The sequence below is a fragment of the Rhizobium sp. NLR22b genome, assembly GCF_019685295.1.
Classification (GTDB): domain Bacteria; phylum Pseudomonadota; class Alphaproteobacteria; order Rhizobiales; family Rhizobiaceae; genus Rhizobium.
The window spans coordinates 214,651-228,715 of the sequence record NZ_JABDWM010000012.1 but is presented as its reverse complement, the minus strand read 5'-3'; the positions used below and the strand labels follow the sequence as shown (position 1 = coordinate 228,715).

The following is a 14,065-nucleotide window of genomic DNA, read 5'->3' as shown; positions in this document are numbered from 1 at the left end:
CTGGTACATGCAGGGCAAGATCCAGATCGATCCGATGATCACCCACACGATGCCGCTCGAAGACATCAACAAGGGCTTCGACTTGATGCACAAGGGCGAAAGCATCCGCGGCGTGGTGGTGTACTGATGGCGGCAGCCAACTACCGGGTCGATCTCAGGCATTTCGATGAGCTCCCCGCGCGGGAGCTCTACGACCTCCTTCGAATGCGGGTCGATGTCTTCGTCGTCGAGCAGAACTGTCCCTATCCGGAACTCGACGGCAAGGACATCGATGCTCTGCATCTGCGACTGCTGGAGGGCGGTGACCTCCTGGCGGCGGCGCGGATCCTGAAACCACATGAGCCACAGGAGCCGTCAAAGATCGGCCGCGTCGTCGTCTCGCCTGCCCATCGCGGCAAACGTCTGGGCGATGCATTGGTGCGCGAATCGATCACCGCCTGTGAGCGGCTTTATCCGGCAAATCCGATCGCCTTGTCGGCGCAGGCCCATCTGCGCCGCTTCTATGAATCCTTCGGCTTTGTCGGGACGTCACAGGAATATCTGGAAGACGGCATTCCCCATGTCGATATGGTCAGACAGCCTGCCATTCATCCGGCATGAGGATACCGCCATGATCTATGTCGACGCCGATGCCTGCCCGGTGAAGCCGGAAATCCTGAAGGTTGCCGAACGCCACGGCCTTGAAGTTACCTTCGTCGCCAATTCCGGCCTGCGCCCGTCCCGCGATCCCATGATCCACAACGTCATCGTTTCCAACGCCTTCGATGCCGCCGATAACTGGATCGCCGAGCGCGCAGGCGCGGGCGACGTCGTCGTTACTGCCGACGTGCCGCTGGCCGTACGCTGCGTCGCGACCGGCGCTTTCGTCAGCGGCCCGACCGGACGTGTCTTCGATGAAACCAATATCGGCATGGCGAGCGCCATGCGCGATCTTGGTGCGCATCTGCGCGAAACCGGGGAAAGCAAAGGTTACAACGCCGCCTTCAGCCCGAAAGACCGCTCGCGATTCCTCGAGACCTTCGATCGCCTCTGCCGCCGCGCCAAGAACCTTTCCAGCGAGGCCGGCGGCCGGCCATGATCTCCTCCGCAGGCCGGCAAGAAACGGGTGGCATGGCAGCCATGCCGATTCCTACCTTGAAGACGGCCGTTCCCTCACTGATATAGGCACTATCGCAGACGACTGCGGCGTCCAGAGGATGCAACCGTCGCGGGGACGGCCTCGCTCTTGAACAAGGAGAGGCGTATGGCCTGGTTTCTGCTTTTTCTCGCCGGTCTTTTCGAATGTGGCTGGGCGATCGGCCTTAAATACACCGAGGGTTTCACGCGGCCGCTGCCGACGGCGCTGACCGTCATTTCAATGGTCGTGAGCGTCGTCCTGCTTGGCCTGGCGGTGAGGTATCTTCCGATCGGCACCGCCTATGCGGTCTGGACCGGCATCGGCACGGTCGGCACCGTGCTCCTCGGCATTTGGCTGCTTGGTGATGGGGCAAGTGTCTCCCGTCTCGCCTGCATCGCGCTGATCGTCACCGGCATCGCCGGCCTCAAGCTCACCGCCTGATTCCGAAATGCTGCGGGGCGCCGAAACGCCCCGCAGTCATTGTCCGTTTCAAGCCATCTTGCGGTTATCGACCGCAAAAGCGCCGGGACCGGAGAAAAACAGGTAGAGGAAGACGAAGCAGAACAAGATCGCGGCGTCGCCCTGGTTGAGGGCAGGGAAGAAGCTGTTCGGGGCATGCGCCATGAAATAAGCGACCGCCATTTGGCCGGCCAGCAGGAAGGCGACCGGACGCGTCAGCAGGCCGACCAGAATGAGGAGACCGCCGACAAGCTCCAGAAGAGCCGCGAAAAGCATCAATGGCGGCAGCGGGCCTGGCATCTGCGCAGCCGGAAAGGCGAAAAGCTTCATCGTGCCATGCTCGATGAACAGCAGTGCAGTGATGATTCTGAGAGCGGCCAGCCCATAGGGGCGATAGGCGGAAAGACGCTCGAAAGTTGACATTAAACCTCTCCATTAAAGAAATTGCAGCCGAGCGTTAGCCCGTCCCCGGCCGCGATTGAACACACGGATCGCTGACGGCCGTTCACTTTTTCGACAGCAGGCAACACGCGGCCGGATATCAGAGCGGGATATTGTCGTGTTTTTTCCAGGGATTGGCGAGATCCTTGTTGCGCAGCATCTTCAGACCGCGCGCCAGCCGCCGCCGGGTCGAATGCGGCATGATCACCTCGTCGATATAACCGCGCTCGGCAGCGACGAAGGGCGACAGGAACCTGTCCTCGTACATTTTCGTATGGGCGGCGATCTTCTCCGGATCGGCAATATCCTTGCGGAAGATGATCTCGACCGCGCCCTTGGCGCCCATCACGGCGATCTGCGCCGTCGGCCAGGCATAATTCAAATCGCCGCGCAGATGTTTAGACGCCATCACGTCATAGGCACCGCCAAAGGCCTTGCGGGTGATGACGGTGAGCTTCGGCACCGTTGCTTCCGCATAGGCGAAGAGCAGCTTGGCGCCATGCTTGATCAGGCCGCCATATTCCTGCGCCGTGCCCGGCAGAAAGCCCGGCACGTCGACGAACGTGACGATCGGAATATTGAAGCAGTCGCAGAAGCGCACGAAACGCGCCGCCTTGCGCGAGGCATCGCTGTCGAGCACGCCGGCCAGCACCATCGGCTGGTTGGCGACGAAACCGACGGTAGAGCCTTCGACGCGGCCGAAGCCGCAGACGATGTTTTTGGCGAAGCTCTCCTGGATCTCGAAGAAATCCCCCTCGTCCGCCACCTTCCGGATCAGCTCCTTGATATCATAGGGCTTGTTGGCGCTCGCCGGCACCAGCGTGTCGAGCGACGCATCGGTCTCGGTCACTGACTGGTAACATTCGATCTCAGGCACCGGCGACGTGTTCGAAAGCGGCAGGAAATCGATCAGCCGGCGCACCTGCAACAGCGTATCGACATCATTCTCATAGGCGCCGTCGGCAATCGACGAGCGCACCGTATGCACCACGGCGCCGCCGAGTTCTTCAGCCGTAACCGTCTCGTTGGTCACCGTTTTCACCACGTCGGGGCCGGTGACGAACATGTAGGAGGTATCGCGCACCATGAAGATGAAATCGGTCATGGCGGGCGAATAGACGTCGCCGCCGGCGCAGGGGCCCATGATCACGGAAATCTGCGGAATGACGCCCGAGGCAAGCACATTGCGCTGGAAGACTTCGGCATAACCACCAAGCGCGGCCACTCCTTCCTGGATGCGCGCGCCGCCGGCATCGTAGATGCCGACGATTGGCGCGCGGTTCTTCAGCGCCATGTCCTGCACCTTCATGATCTTCTCCGCATGCGCCTCCGAAAGCGAGCCGCCGAAGACGGTGAAGTCCTTGGCGAAGACGAAAACCGTGCGGCCGCTGACCGTGCCCCAGCCGGTGACGACGCCGTCGCCGGCGATACGGCTCTTATCCATGCCGAAATCAGTGGAGCGGTGCTCCACGAACATGTCGAACTCTTCGAAGGAGCCCTCGTCGAGGAAGAGGTCGATGCGCTCGCGCGCCGTCAGCTTGCCGCGCTTGTGCTGAGCATCGATGCGCTCCTTGCCGCCGCCTAGGCGGGCGATGCCGCGGCGGCGTTCCAGTTCTTCGAGAATTTCCTTCATGCGATCTCCCCTCGCCGCTCTCGCGGCCGATATTCGCTAGCGGCTGCGTCCGCTAAGCGAGAAAACCGAGCGAATCCGTGCAGCGACGTCCTCGGCGATGATGTCGTCGGCAAGTTTCGGATCGGCGGCGATACTGGTCACATCGAAGGCGCTGACGGCAATCACCGAGCCATCCTCGACCGAAGCCGCGTCGACGCTGATTTTGGCGACGTTGCGATCCTTTTGGAAACCGAGTCCCTTCTGGATCGAGACCACGCGGATCGTCAGCACCACCCGCGGCAGCACGGTGTCGCGCATCGTTGCATTGATCGCGGCATTGACGCGGTCGTTGATCCCGGCAAGCAGCTCGGCCGGGATGTTCGGGCCGGAAAGAACGACGGCGCTGCGCACATCATAGAGCGGCGCCTTCGGCTTGTTGGCCGAGAGGCTGCCGCAGGCCGTCAGCGCGATACAGACGAGCACGGTCCGGCAAAAACACGACCTCAGCCAATCCATCGCAAAATCCCGCACCACCCGTTGGAGTCGCAGATTTCGCCATAATGTCTGAGAAGGCAATATGTTTCAGGCGCTTAGGGCGAAAAAAACGTCCGCTGCCGCTTTGAACTCGGCAAAGCGCTTGGCCCGCCGCTCTTCGGCTTCCTCGTCGCGCCCCCAATGCTCGATCGTCCAGTCCTCATCGAGATGCGCAAGCGACCATGTCTCCTCCACCGTCACCCGGCCCTCGGCCAAGGCAACCGCCAGGATCGCCGAGCCGGTCAGCGTCGTGATCGTATGGAGGGCGGCGAGCGCCATCGCACTCTGATGCCGCGCCAGCGTCACGGCGAAGGCAGCGGTCGCCTCACGCGGCTGTTCGTGATGCATTACCCCCTCGACGAGAATGAAACGGGCACCGAGATCGCTGGCCGCCCAGTCGATGATCGGGTCCCAACGTTCCCTCTGGCGCTCGACCAGCAGCTCCGGCCCGTCGGCGCGGTAGCAGATGAGGTCGCTCGAGGAAAAGCGGAGAATGTCTTCGAAGATCGCCTGCGTATTGGTTGTCACACCATCCAGCGCGGTGTTGACCAGCCGGGTCACCGGCATAGTGACCGGATCGATTTCCTCGCCCTGCCCACGCCATTCGGCGGCGACAAGTTGTGCGAGCGCCTCTGTGGGAACGGCAAGAACCTGCCGTGCCGGCGTGCGCACCGACTTGCCGTCGAGCATGATTGCGAAACTGCCCTCGTGCTCGGCGACCGCCACGTCGGTGTAGAAACGCTTCGGCAGCGGCTTTTTCGTCTGGATCTGGGCTCGACGGATGGGATCGGGATGGCTCAGTCCCTCGGACAGATCGTTCAGCAGATCGCGCATGGGCTCACCTCAGGAAAAATGGCGCAATATCTCGTTCGGATGGTAGGCGATCGCATCGGCGCCGTTGGCGATCAGCTCATCCACGCTGGCATAACCCCAGGCAACACCGATCGCTTTTGCGCCGGCAGCCTTTGCCATCTGCATATCGTAAACCGCGTCGCCAATGACAATGGTATCGGCGGCATTCATCCCGGTTTCGTCGCAGCATTCCGTCACCATGGCCGGATGCGGCTTGGAGGGGCAGTCGTCGGCGGTGCGCGCAACGACAAAATGCTTGTCGAAGCCGTGCGTCTCCATCACCAGCTTCAGCCCGCGCCGGGATTTGCCGGTCACCGCCCCGATCAGCAGATCCTCGCGGCCGCTGATCGCATCGATCATCTCGCGAATGCCGGCAAACAGCGGCTCTCTGTGGTCGAGATCCCTACGCACGATCGTAAACAGCGATTTATAATGCGCCGTCATGTCGATGTCTTCCTGCTCGACATGCGGCCTGCCCTGCATGCGGGCGATCGCGATATCCAGCGACAGGCCGATAATGGCCTTGGTGTCGTCAAATCGAGGTTCCGCCTTGCCGAACTTCGCGAAGGTGCGGCGCATCGTTTCGTGGATCAGCCCGGCACTGTCGACCAATGTGCCGTCGCAATCAAAAAGCGCAAGTTTCATGCTTCGTCGTCCAGGATGGGAGCCGAATTTTCATCGAAGCCGAGCAAATTCCAGCTCTGCACCATATGCGGCGGCAAAGGCGCGGTGACGCGCAGCCGGCCGCCGGAGGGATGCGGAATGTCGATATGGCGGGCGTGCAGATGCAGCCGCTTCTGGATACCGCCGGGAAAATCCCAGTTCGGATCATCGTCGAAATATTTGGGATCGCCGATGATCGGATGGCCGATGTGCAAAGCGTGAACACGAAGCTGGTGTGTGCGCCCCGTATAGGGCTCCATCTCCAGCCAGGCGAGACGTTGCGCCGCCGTCTCGACGATGCGGTAATAGGACACGGCATGATCGGCGCCCTCTTCGCCATGCTTGGCGATGCGCATGCGGTCGCCATCAGCCGTCGGCTCCTTGACGAGCCAAGTCGAAATCTTGTCCTCACGCTTGCGCGGCACGCCTTTCACCAGAGACCAATAGGTCTTCTTCGTATCGCGCTCGCGGAAGGCGGCCGTCAGCTTCTGTGCCGCGCCCCGGGTGCGGGCGATGACGAGCACGCCTGACGTGTCGCGGTCGAGGCGGTGAACGAGGCGCGGCTTCTCGCCCTTCGGGCTGGTCCAGGCCTCGAGCATCTGGTCGATATGCCTGGCGACACCGGAACCGCCCTGCACGGCAAGGCCGGCCGGTTTGTTGAGGACGATCACCTTGTCGTCCTCATGCAGCACCATGCGTGACAGGAGGTCGAAATCCGTGGAATGTTTGAGATCCTTGCCGGCGATCGGCCCGGTTTTCAGCCTGGCGTCGACATCGAGCGGCGGCACGCGCACCGTCTGACCGGGCTGCACGCGTGCATCCGATTTCACGCGTCCGCCGTCCACGCGTATCTGGCCGGAGCGCAGCAGCTTCTGCAGCGGCCCGAAGCCCAGCCCGGGAAAATGCACCTTGAACCAGCGATCGAGCCGCATGCCCGCCTCGTCAGGTTCAACCTTTATATGTTCTATGCCAGCCATGAATAGTCTTTCGGAAATTGCAGCGCGGGCCAAGCCGGCGTTCTTGCCGCAGCCTTAGAGCATTTTCATGCAAAACGGAAACCGGAATCAGACCAAAGCGCGCATGATGGCGAGGCCCGCGAACACTGCCGCCATCGAAAGGCCGACGCTGGCTGCTATGTAGAGGCCGCCGGCGACAGCCTCGCCGCGCTCGAAGAGCGAGATGGCATCGAGCGAGAAGGCCGAGAAGGTGGTGAAGCCGCCGAGAAAACCGGTGATCAACAGCAGGCGCAGTTCCACCGATGCGTTGAACTTCCGCGCGACCAGTTCGGCAAAGACACCAATGACGAAGCAGCCGACGACATTGACCGCGAGAGTGCCCCAGGGAAAGGCCGGCCCCAGGAGCCTCAGCGCCCATTGACCGACAAAATATCTGAGGACGGAACCGATGGCGCCACCGACGGCGACGAGGAGAGCCTGGATCATGGGCGGAATATCCGAGTTTGAGAACGCAGCCGATCGTGACGGAATAAATTCTTTAAATTCAGTAAAATGCTAACAACTTTCTTATGCCGGCGCCAAGGTCCTGTCGATACTGTGCCGGCATGACCCAGCTCCTGTCCATTTCGGCAAGCACCGCCGCCATTGCCCTGGAAACGCTGAGAATACCGCAGCGCGTCGCCACGAGCACCGCCGCCCGCGACTCGCGCCGGCTCGCTGACCGGCAGTTAAAGGCCGAAGGCACCGAAGGAGTCGACGATCCCGCCAGTATCATCCAGTCGACCGAAGTGGCACTCGACCTGATGGAGAGGGGCAATCGTCAGCCGCAGGCCGGCCTCAAGCAGGCGCTGCAGTCCTACGAAGACGTCTGAGGCAACCGCCTCTCCAGCGAAAAGCCCGCGTCGCGGGCTTTTCTGTCTTAACCAGCCTGTGCTCACTTGCCTTGCGCCGAAAGTACCTGCAGCACCAAGTCAATCTTGCCGGCTTTCTCGAAGCTCAGCGTCACCGGCACCGTATCGCCCTGCTTGAACGGCGTCTTCACCTTCTGGAACATCAGATGCAGGTTGCCGGGCTCAAGCTTCACGGTCTGGCCTGCAGTAACGGCGATGCCATCCTTCAGCTGGCGCATCCGCATGACATTGTCCTTCGTCACCATCTCGTGAATCTGAACCTCACCGGCTGCCGGCGAGCTTACCGACACCAGTCGATCGTCCGTCTGGCCGTTATTCTTCACCGTGAAGAAGCCGCCGCCGACCGGCTGGCCTGGCAGCATCGCCTTGGCGAAGCCGCCGGAGATTTCGAGGTCGCCAGCCTTGACCGTTTCCCCGGCCGGGGCCCCAGCCGCCATAGCGGACATGTCCATGCCGGCTTTGCCGGTCGTGTCCATGCCGGCTTTGCCGGTCGCGTCCATGCCGGCTTTGCCGGTCGCGTCCATGCCGGGCATGCTCATCCCAGCCATGTCGTCATGGTCGTGGCCATGATCTTCACCGGCAACGATCTTCAGCAGCGGCGCCGGGCTTTTTAGCTCATGCGCATCGCCGCCAGCCATTGCCACCTGATCCCAGACCGTGACCGCATCGCCGCAGAGCTGCGTCACCGGAAAGGCAAGCGAGCTGCCGGCCTCGACGCCCGAAACCTTCCCCTGGATGACGAAAGCATCGTAGAAATCATCAGAAAGATTGCCATTCTTCCAGCGGATCTCGATAGCGCCCGTCTTCACCTTGTCGCCGTGATTGTCGTAGGTCTTCTGGTAGTCGCCCTTGATCACTTCGAGCTCCCAACCGGCCTTTGGCTGCGGCTTGGCGAAGACGAAACCTTCCGGCAGTTTCACCCGCACTTCCGTGGTCGCCTTGCCATCACAGCCATGCGGCACCTGCAGCGTGGCGAGAATCGTGGTGTCCAGCGGCACCTCGCGGTCGAGGAAGCTGACATGCGCCTCGGCGCCGGCGAAGGCGGTAGCGGAAAGAAGCGCGGAAAGCGCGAAAGTCTTGATTGTTTTCATCGGATATCTCCTCGCCGGTCGCTATCTTCTTTGGGCGAACCGGCATTCTGCGTCTTAGGTTGCGGAGGCAGATCAGATGAGGGAAGGAGGCGCACGCGAATTTGCCCGGCTGACGGCGCTGACGCCGGCAACGGCCGCGGCCTCCATCGGGGCATTGACGAGCGAGGCGAGCTTGCGCGCGAGCCACGAACCCGCATCCGGCATCGGCAGGATCACCGACGCAGACAGCCGGCAGGCTTCGCAATTCGGCTTGAAGCCGACAGTCTTGCCTCCCGCCTCCTTCACTGTGACGCAGAGCGACGCAAAGCTGCCATCCGGCAGCATGTAGGCCGCGGCATCATAACCATCTGAAGCGGCAGCCTGCGGGGCCTGATGGGCGAATCCGAGCAAAAGCAGGCCCAAGGCGCAAAACATGCGCAGGAAGAGCATCGCTTTCAGTCCTGTCCGCCGCATGAAATCCCCTTCAACAGCAAGTCGCGATAGCCGTTTTCACGGCCGAATGCAAAAGCAGATTTGCCGCAGATCGCGCCCTGCCGTGAGTATGGCGACAAAAATTTGTCAGGTCACGACATTTGGCCTTGCCAAGTGCTGCGCCCGCCGGATAATTGCGGCCAACCCTGTTGGGAGAATCCGGTGCTTGTGCCACCGGTGCCGAAGGAGCAACCGCCCCGGAAACTCTCAGGCCAAAGGACCAGCAAGGGGGCAGACGGAACTCTGGAGAGAAGCGTTCTCGAAACGCTCGCCGAAGGGATAACAATCTCAGGCAAAGGGACAGAGGGGGCTCAGGAGAGAAGCGCGCAGCCGCGCCTTCAGATTTGAGCCCGCGCCTCAGCAAAAGGCGCAAACCCCGGAGGCGTCGTTTGGACGATACTGCTGCCCTCAAGAAAACCCCGCTGCATGCCCTGCATCTTTCGCTCGGCGCCCGCATGGTGCCGTTTGCGGGTTACGACATGCCGGTGCAATATCCCGCCGGCGTCATGAAGGAACATCTTCATACCCGCGCCGAGGCTGGCCTCTTCGACGTCTCCCACATGGGCCAGGTCATCGTGAAGGCGAAGTCGGGCAGCTATGAGGATGCGGCGCTGGCGCTCGAAAGCCTTGTGCCTGTCGATATTCTCGGGCTCCCGGCAGGCCGCCAGCGCTATGGCTTCTTCACCGACGATACCGGCGGCATTCTCGACGATCTGATGATCACCCATCTCGACGACCTCCTTTTCGTCGTCGTCAACGCCGCCTGCAAGGAGGCCGATCTCGCCCATCTGCAGGCCCATATCGGCGACCAGTGCGATATCACCCTTTTGGATCGCGCGCTGATCGCGCTGCAGGGACCGCGCGCGGTCGAGGTTCTCGCCGAACTCTGGGCCGACGTCGCGGCGATGAAATTCATGGATGTGCGCCACTGCCGCCTGCACGACGTTTCCTGCCTTGTCTCGCGTTCCGGCTATAGCGGCGAGGACGGCTTCGAAATCTCCGTCCCGGCTGACAAGGCCGAAGATGTCGCCATGCGGTTGCTCGAACATCCGGACGTCCAGGCGATCGGCCTCGGCGCCCGTGACTCCCTGCGTCTGGAAGCCGGCCTCTGCCTTTATGGCAACGACATCGACACCACCACCTCGCCGGTCGAGGCAGCGCTCGAATGGGCGATGCAGAAGGCGCGGCGGGCCGGCGGCGCACGCGCCGGCGGCTTTCCGGGCTCCGGCCGCATCCTCTCCGAACTCGAAAACGGCGCGGCCCGCCGTCGTGTCGGCCTGAAGCCGGAGGGCAAGGCGCCGGTGCGCGGCCATGCCAAGCTTTACGCCGATGCCGAGGGCAAGACCGAAATCGGCGAAGTCACATCGGGCGGCTTCGGCCCCAGCGTCGAAGGTCCCGTCGCCATGGGCTATCTGCCGATCTCCCATGCTGCGGTGGGCACCCAGGTCTATGCCGAGGTGCGCGGCAAGTTCCTGCCCGTCACTGTCTCCGCCCTGCCCTTCGTCACGCCGACCTACAAACGCTGAAACCCTGTTTTCCGAAAGGATTTTTCCATGCTGAAATTTACCGCTGAACATGAATGGCTCGAGCTCGACGGCGATGTCGCAACCGTCGGCATCACCACCTATGCCGTCGAACAGCTCGGCGATCTCGTCTTCGTCGAACTGCCGGAAGTCGGCAAGAGCTTTGCGAAGAACGACGATGCGGCAACCGTCGAATCCGTCAAGGCGGCCTCCGAAGTCTATTGTCCGCTCGACGGTGAGATCACCGCGGTCAACGAGGCAATCGTCGCCGATCCCTCGCTCATCAACTCCGATCCTCAAGGCGCCGGGTGGTTCTTCAAGCTCAAGCTCAAGAACCCAGCCGATGCCGACGGCCTGCTCGACGAGGCCGCCTACAGGGAGCTCACCGCGTAATGACGACGCCGACCGAATTCCAGTTCACCGACTATCAGCCCTACGATTTCGCCAATCGCCGGCATATCGGCCCCTCGCCGACGGAGATGACCGAGATGCTGAAGGTGATCGGCTATAGCAGCCTCGACGGCTTGATCGATGCGACGCTACCACCCGCCATCCGCCAGAAGGCGCCGCTCGTCTGGGGGGCGCCGATGACCGAGCGCGAGGCGCTCGACAAGCTGCGCGAGACCGCCAACAAGAATAAGGTGCTCGTTTCGCTGATCGGCCAGGGTTACTACGGGACGATCACGCCGCCGGTCATCCAGCGCAACATCCTGGAAAATCCTGCCTGGTATACGGCCTATACGCCTTACCAGCCGGAGATCAGCCAGGGCCGCCTCGAAGCGCTGCTGAACTACCAGACAATGATTTGTGACCTGACCGGCCTCGACGTCGCCAACGCCTCGCTGCTCGACGAGGCGACCGCCGCCGCCGAAGGCATGGCGATGGCCGAGCGCGTCTCCAAGTCGAAGGCGAAGGCCTTCTTCGTCGATGCCGACTGCCATCCGCAGACCATCGCCCTCATCCGTACCCGCGCCGAGCCGCTGGGCTGGAGCGTCATCGTCGGCAATCCCTTCACCGATCTCGATCCGGTCGATGTCTTCGGCGCGATCTTCCAGTATCCTGGCACGCATGGTCACGTGCATGACTTCACCGGCCTGATCTCCCGCCTGCACCAGACCGGCGCAATCGCCGTGGTCGCAGCCGACATTCTGGCGCTGACGCTGCTGAAATCACCTGGCGAAATGGGCGCCGATATCGCCATCGGCTCCTCGCAGCGCTTCGGCGTTCCCGTCGGCTACGGCGGTCCGCATGCGGCCTATATGGCGGTCAAGGATGCCATCAAGCGCTCCATGCCCGGCCGCCTCGTCGGCGTGTCCGTCGATTCCCGCGGCAACCGCGCCTATCGCCTGTCGCTGCAGACCCGCGAACAGCATATCCGCCGCGAGAAGGCGACCTCCAACATCTGCACCGCCCAGGTGCTGCTTGCCGTCATGGCGTCGATGTATGCCGTCTTCCACGGCCCGAAGGGCATCAAGGCAATCGCCCAGCAGGTGCACCAGAAGGCCGTGCTGATGGCCAAGGGCCTGGAGAAACTCGGCTACAAGGTCGAGCCCGAAAGCTTCTTCGATACGGTCACCGTCGATGTCGGCCACATGCAAGGCCTGATCCTGCGCGCCGCCGTCGCCGAGGGCGTCAATCTGCGCAAGGTCGGCGAAACCGGAATCGGCATCAGCCTCGACGAGCGCACGCGCCCCGCGACGCTCGAAGCAGTCTGGCGCGCCTTCGGCGGCAATTTTGCCATTGCTGATTTCGAGCCATCCTACCGCCTGCCGAAGGACCTGCTCAGGACCAGTGATTATCTCACCCACCCGATCTTCCACATGAACCGGGCCGAAAGCGAGATGACGCGTTACATCCGCCGGCTCTCCGACCGTGACCTTGCGCTCGACCGCGCCATGATCCCGCTCGGCTCCTGCACGATGAAACTCAATGCCACCGCGGAAATGTTGCCGATCACCTGGCCGGAATTTTCCGACATCCATCCCTTCGTGCCGGCAGACCAGGCGCTCGGCTATCGCGAAATGCTTGATGATCTCACGGAAAAGCTCTGCGCCGTCACGGGCTACGACGCCTTTTCCATGCAGCCGAATTCCGGCGCGCAAGGCGAATATGCCGGCCTGCTGACCATCCGCAACTACCACATCGCCAACGGCGAAGGCCATCGCGACGTCTGCCTGATCCCGACCTCGGCGCACGGCACCAACCCTGCCTCGGCGCAGATGGCCGGCATGAAGGTTGTCGTCATCAAGGTGCGCGAAAACGGCGACATCGACATGGAGGATTTCCGCGCCAAAGCCGAGGAGCATGCGGCCAATCTCTCCTGCTGCATGATCACCTATCCCTCGACGCACGGCGTGTTCGAGGAGACGGTCAAGCAAATCTGCGAACTGGTGCATCAGCACGGCGGCCAGGTCTATCTCGACGGCGCCAACATGAACGCCATGGTCGGCCTGTCCCGCCCCGGTGACATCGGCTCCGACGTCTCCCACCTCAACCTGCACAAGACCTTCTGCATCCCGCATGGCGGCGGAGGCCCCGGCATGGGCCCGATCGGCGTCAAGGCACATCTGGCGCCCCACCTGCCGGGCCACCCTGAAACCGACGGTCGTCCGGGCGCGGTTTCAGCAGCCGCTTTCGGCTCCGCGTCGATCCTGCCGATCTCCTGGAGCTACTGCCTGATGATGGGCGGCGAAGGCCTGACGCAGGCGACCAAGGTGGCGATCCTCAACGCAAACTATATCGCTGCCCGGCTGAAGGGCGCTTATGACGTGCTCTACAAATCGAAGACCGGCCGCGTCGCGCATGAATGCATCATCGACACGCGCCCGCTGGTCGACAGCGCCGGCGTCACCGTCGATGACGTCGCAAAGCGCCTGATCGACTGCGGCTTCCATGCGCCGACGATGAGCTGGCCTGTATCAGGCACGCTAATGATCGAGCCGACGGAAAGCGAGACCAAGGCCGAACTCGACCGCTTCTGCGAGGCGATGCTGGCGATCCGCGAGGAAGCCCGGGCCATCGAGGAAGGCCGCATGGACAAGGCCGACAACCCGCTGAAGAACGCCCCGCACACGGTGGAAGACCTTGTCGGCGAATGGGATCGTCCCTACAGCCGGGAACAGGCCTGCTTTCCGCCCGGCGCCTTCCGCGTCGACAAATACTGGTCGCCGGTCAACCGAGTCGACAATGTCTATGGCGACCGCAACCTGATCTGCACCTGCCCGCCGGTGGAAAGTTACGCAGAGGCGGCGGAATAACAGCAATTGCACAAGCCCTCCCGTGCCGTTCGGGAGGGCTTGCACGCCGGCATTGCACAGGCGGCGAACGGCGGACTGAACCCGGCCCCTTTTCAAGGCATTGGATTCAAATTTAACCTTTCTTAGCAAGTGTCTGTTAGCAATTTCAAATGGGCGGTTTTCCCTACCGGAAACGTCG

At 62.3% G+C, this 14,065-nt stretch carries 16 protein-coding genes, 1 pseudogene and 2 riboswitches; of the genes and pseudogenes, 8 read left to right on the top strand and 9 right to left on the bottom strand.

The features are described 5' to 3' along the window. From HJC00_RS20535 to sugE, 4 genes and pseudogenes are all read left to right on the top strand, one after another. Positions 1-127, top strand: a pseudogene (locus tag HJC00_RS20535) (S-(hydroxymethyl)glutathione dehydrogenase); the annotation flags it as partial. Then, positions 127-600 (top strand): GNAT family N-acetyltransferase, encoded by a 474-nt coding sequence (locus tag HJC00_RS20530; protein WP_210631215.1) that lies wholly within the window; start codon positions 127-129, stop codon positions 598-600. The pseudogene HJC00_RS20535 and the gene HJC00_RS20530, both read left to right, overlap by 1 nt. A gap of 10 nt (positions 601-610) precedes the next feature. Further along, positions 611-1,078 carry a YaiI/YqxD family protein gene (locus HJC00_RS20525; RefSeq protein ID WP_210631214.1) on the top strand — a complete coding sequence of 156 codons (468 nt, stop codon included), beginning with the start codon at positions 611-613 and terminating at the stop codon, positions 1,076-1,078. 165 nt (positions 1,079-1,243) lie between these two features. Further along, positions 1,244-1,558: a quaternary ammonium compound efflux SMR transporter SugE gene (gene sugE, locus HJC00_RS20520; RefSeq protein ID WP_210631213.1), complete on the top strand. Its 315-nt coding sequence runs from the start codon at positions 1,244-1,246 to the stop codon at positions 1,556-1,558. Between the two features lie 48 nt (positions 1,559-1,606). On the opposite strand, the gene HJC00_RS20515 is transcribed toward sugE, so the two are convergent. From HJC00_RS20515 to crcB, 7 genes are all read right to left on the bottom strand, one after another. Beyond that, positions 1,607-1,999 (bottom strand): DoxX family protein, encoded by a 393-nt coding sequence (locus HJC00_RS20515; protein WP_210631212.1) that lies wholly within the window; start codon positions 1,997-1,999, stop codon positions 1,607-1,609. 118 nt (positions 2,000-2,117) lie between these two features. Continuing rightward, the gene (locus HJC00_RS20510) at positions 2,118-3,650 is read right to left on the bottom strand and encodes an acyl-CoA carboxylase subunit beta (RefSeq protein ID WP_210631211.1); all 1,533 of its coding nucleotides are present in this window, start codon (positions 3,648-3,650) and stop codon (positions 2,118-2,120) included. 36 nt (positions 3,651-3,686) lie between these two features. Continuing rightward, on the bottom strand, positions 3,687-4,145 hold the full coding sequence (locus HJC00_RS20505) for a hypothetical protein (RefSeq protein WP_210631210.1): 459 nt from the start codon (positions 4,143-4,145) through the stop codon (positions 3,687-3,689). Between the two features lie 66 nt (positions 4,146-4,211). Beyond that, a complete protein-coding gene (locus HJC00_RS20500) occupies positions 4,212-4,997 on the bottom strand; it encodes an ATP12 family chaperone protein (RefSeq protein ID WP_221147769.1) in 786 nt (261 codons plus the stop codon). A gap of 9 nt (positions 4,998-5,006) precedes the next feature. After that, on the bottom strand, positions 5,007-5,660 hold the full coding sequence (locus HJC00_RS20495; protein WP_210631208.1) for an HAD-IA family hydrolase: 654 nt from the start codon (positions 5,658-5,660) through the stop codon (positions 5,007-5,009). Next, positions 5,657-6,655, bottom strand: coding sequence for an RluA family pseudouridine synthase (locus tag HJC00_RS20490; RefSeq protein ID WP_210631207.1), 999 nt, complete (start codon positions 6,653-6,655; stop codon positions 5,657-5,659). Before HJC00_RS20490 ends, HJC00_RS20495 begins: the two co-directional genes overlap by 4 nt. 87 nt (positions 6,656-6,742) lie before the next feature. Then, positions 6,743-7,120, bottom strand: a complete 378-nt coding sequence (gene crcB, locus HJC00_RS20485; RefSeq protein WP_210631206.1) for a fluoride efflux transporter CrcB — start codon at positions 7,118-7,120, stop codon at positions 6,743-6,745. Between the two features lie 119 nt (positions 7,121-7,239). Between crcB and HJC00_RS20480 the strand changes: the two genes are divergently transcribed. After that, complete coding sequence (locus HJC00_RS20480; protein WP_210631205.1) at positions 7,240-7,506, top strand: hypothetical protein; 267 nt, start codon at positions 7,240-7,242, stop codon at positions 7,504-7,506. A 62-nt stretch (positions 7,507-7,568) separates the two neighbouring features. On the opposite strand, the gene HJC00_RS20475 is transcribed toward HJC00_RS20480, so the two are convergent. After that, a complete protein-coding gene (locus tag HJC00_RS20475; protein WP_221164537.1) occupies positions 7,569-8,636 on the bottom strand; it encodes a copper chaperone PCu(A)C in 1,068 nt (355 codons plus the stop codon). A gap of 72 nt (positions 8,637-8,708) precedes the next feature. Then, positions 8,709-9,089, bottom strand: coding sequence for a hypothetical protein (locus tag HJC00_RS20470; protein WP_221123368.1), 381 nt, complete (start codon positions 9,087-9,089; stop codon positions 8,709-8,711). 158 nt (positions 9,090-9,247) lie between these two features. Next, positions 9,248-9,340, top strand: a riboswitch (glycine riboswitch). Further along, a riboswitch (glycine riboswitch) is annotated at positions 9,341-9,421 on the top strand. 75 nt (positions 9,422-9,496) lie between these two features. Between HJC00_RS20470 and gcvT the strand changes: the two genes are divergently transcribed. The 3 genes from gcvT to gcvP are packed head-to-tail and all read left to right on the top strand — an operon-like array spanning position 9,497 to position 13,887. Beyond that, complete coding sequence (gcvT, locus tag HJC00_RS20465) at positions 9,497-10,633, top strand: glycine cleavage system aminomethyltransferase GcvT (protein ID WP_221164536.1); 1,137 nt, start codon at positions 9,497-9,499, stop codon at positions 10,631-10,633. Between the two features lie 27 nt (positions 10,634-10,660). Continuing rightward, a complete protein-coding gene (gene gcvH / locus HJC00_RS20460; protein ID WP_210631201.1) occupies positions 10,661-11,023 on the top strand; it encodes a glycine cleavage system protein GcvH in 363 nt (120 codons plus the stop codon). Next, positions 11,023-13,887 carry an aminomethyl-transferring glycine dehydrogenase gene (gcvP, locus tag HJC00_RS20455; RefSeq protein WP_221123370.1) on the top strand — a complete coding sequence of 955 codons (2,865 nt, stop codon included), beginning with the start codon at positions 11,023-11,025 and terminating at the stop codon, positions 13,885-13,887. The genes gcvH and gcvP overlap by 1 nt, the downstream gene beginning before the upstream one ends. Positions 13,888-14,065 lie beyond the last annotated feature (178 nt).

Bases quoted from the DNA above. Each gene is read 5' to 3' on its own strand.
- HJC00_RS20475 (WP_221164537.1), bottom strand. From the start codon at position 8,636: ATGAAAACAATCAAGACTTTCGCGCTTTCCGCGCTTCTTTCCGCTACC.
- HJC00_RS20525 (WP_210631214.1), top strand. From the start codon at position 611: ATGATCTATGTCGACGCCGATGCCTGCCCGGTGAAGCCGGAAATCCTG.
- HJC00_RS20510 (WP_210631211.1), bottom strand. From the start codon at position 3,650: ATGAAGGAAATTCTCGAAGAACTGGAACGCCGCCGCGGCATCGCCCGC.
- HJC00_RS20530 (WP_210631215.1), top strand. From the start codon at position 127: ATGGCGGCAGCCAACTACCGGGTCGATCTCAGGCATTTCGATGAGCTC.
- HJC00_RS20480 (WP_210631205.1), top strand. From the start codon at position 7,240: ATGACCCAGCTCCTGTCCATTTCGGCAAGCACCGCCGCCATTGCCCTG.
- HJC00_RS20505 (WP_210631210.1), bottom strand. From the start codon at position 4,145: ATGGATTGGCTGAGGTCGTGTTTTTGCCGGACCGTGCTCGTCTGTATC.
- sugE (WP_210631213.1), top strand. From the start codon at position 1,244: ATGGCCTGGTTTCTGCTTTTTCTCGCCGGTCTTTTCGAATGTGGCTGG.
- gcvH (WP_210631201.1), top strand. From the start codon at position 10,661: ATGCTGAAATTTACCGCTGAACATGAATGGCTCGAGCTCGACGGCGAT.
- crcB (WP_210631206.1), bottom strand. From the start codon at position 7,120: ATGATCCAGGCTCTCCTCGTCGCCGTCGGTGGCGCCATCGGTTCCGTC.
- HJC00_RS20495 (WP_210631208.1), bottom strand. From the start codon at position 5,660: ATGAAACTTGCGCTTTTTGATTGCGACGGCACATTGGTCGACAGTGCC.
- HJC00_RS20500 (WP_221147769.1), bottom strand. From the start codon at position 4,997: ATGCGCGATCTGCTGAACGATCTGTCCGAGGGACTGAGCCATCCCGAT.
- HJC00_RS20515 (WP_210631212.1), bottom strand. From the start codon at position 1,999: ATGTCAACTTTCGAGCGTCTTTCCGCCTATCGCCCCTATGGGCTGGCC.
- HJC00_RS20490 (WP_210631207.1), bottom strand. From the start codon at position 6,655: ATGGCTGGCATAGAACATATAAAGGTTGAACCTGACGAGGCGGGCATG.
- gcvP (WP_221123370.1), top strand. From the start codon at position 11,023: ATGACGACGCCGACCGAATTCCAGTTCACCGACTATCAGCCCTACGAT.
- HJC00_RS20470 (WP_221123368.1), bottom strand. From the start codon at position 9,089: ATGCGGCGGACAGGACTGAAAGCGATGCTCTTCCTGCGCATGTTTTGC.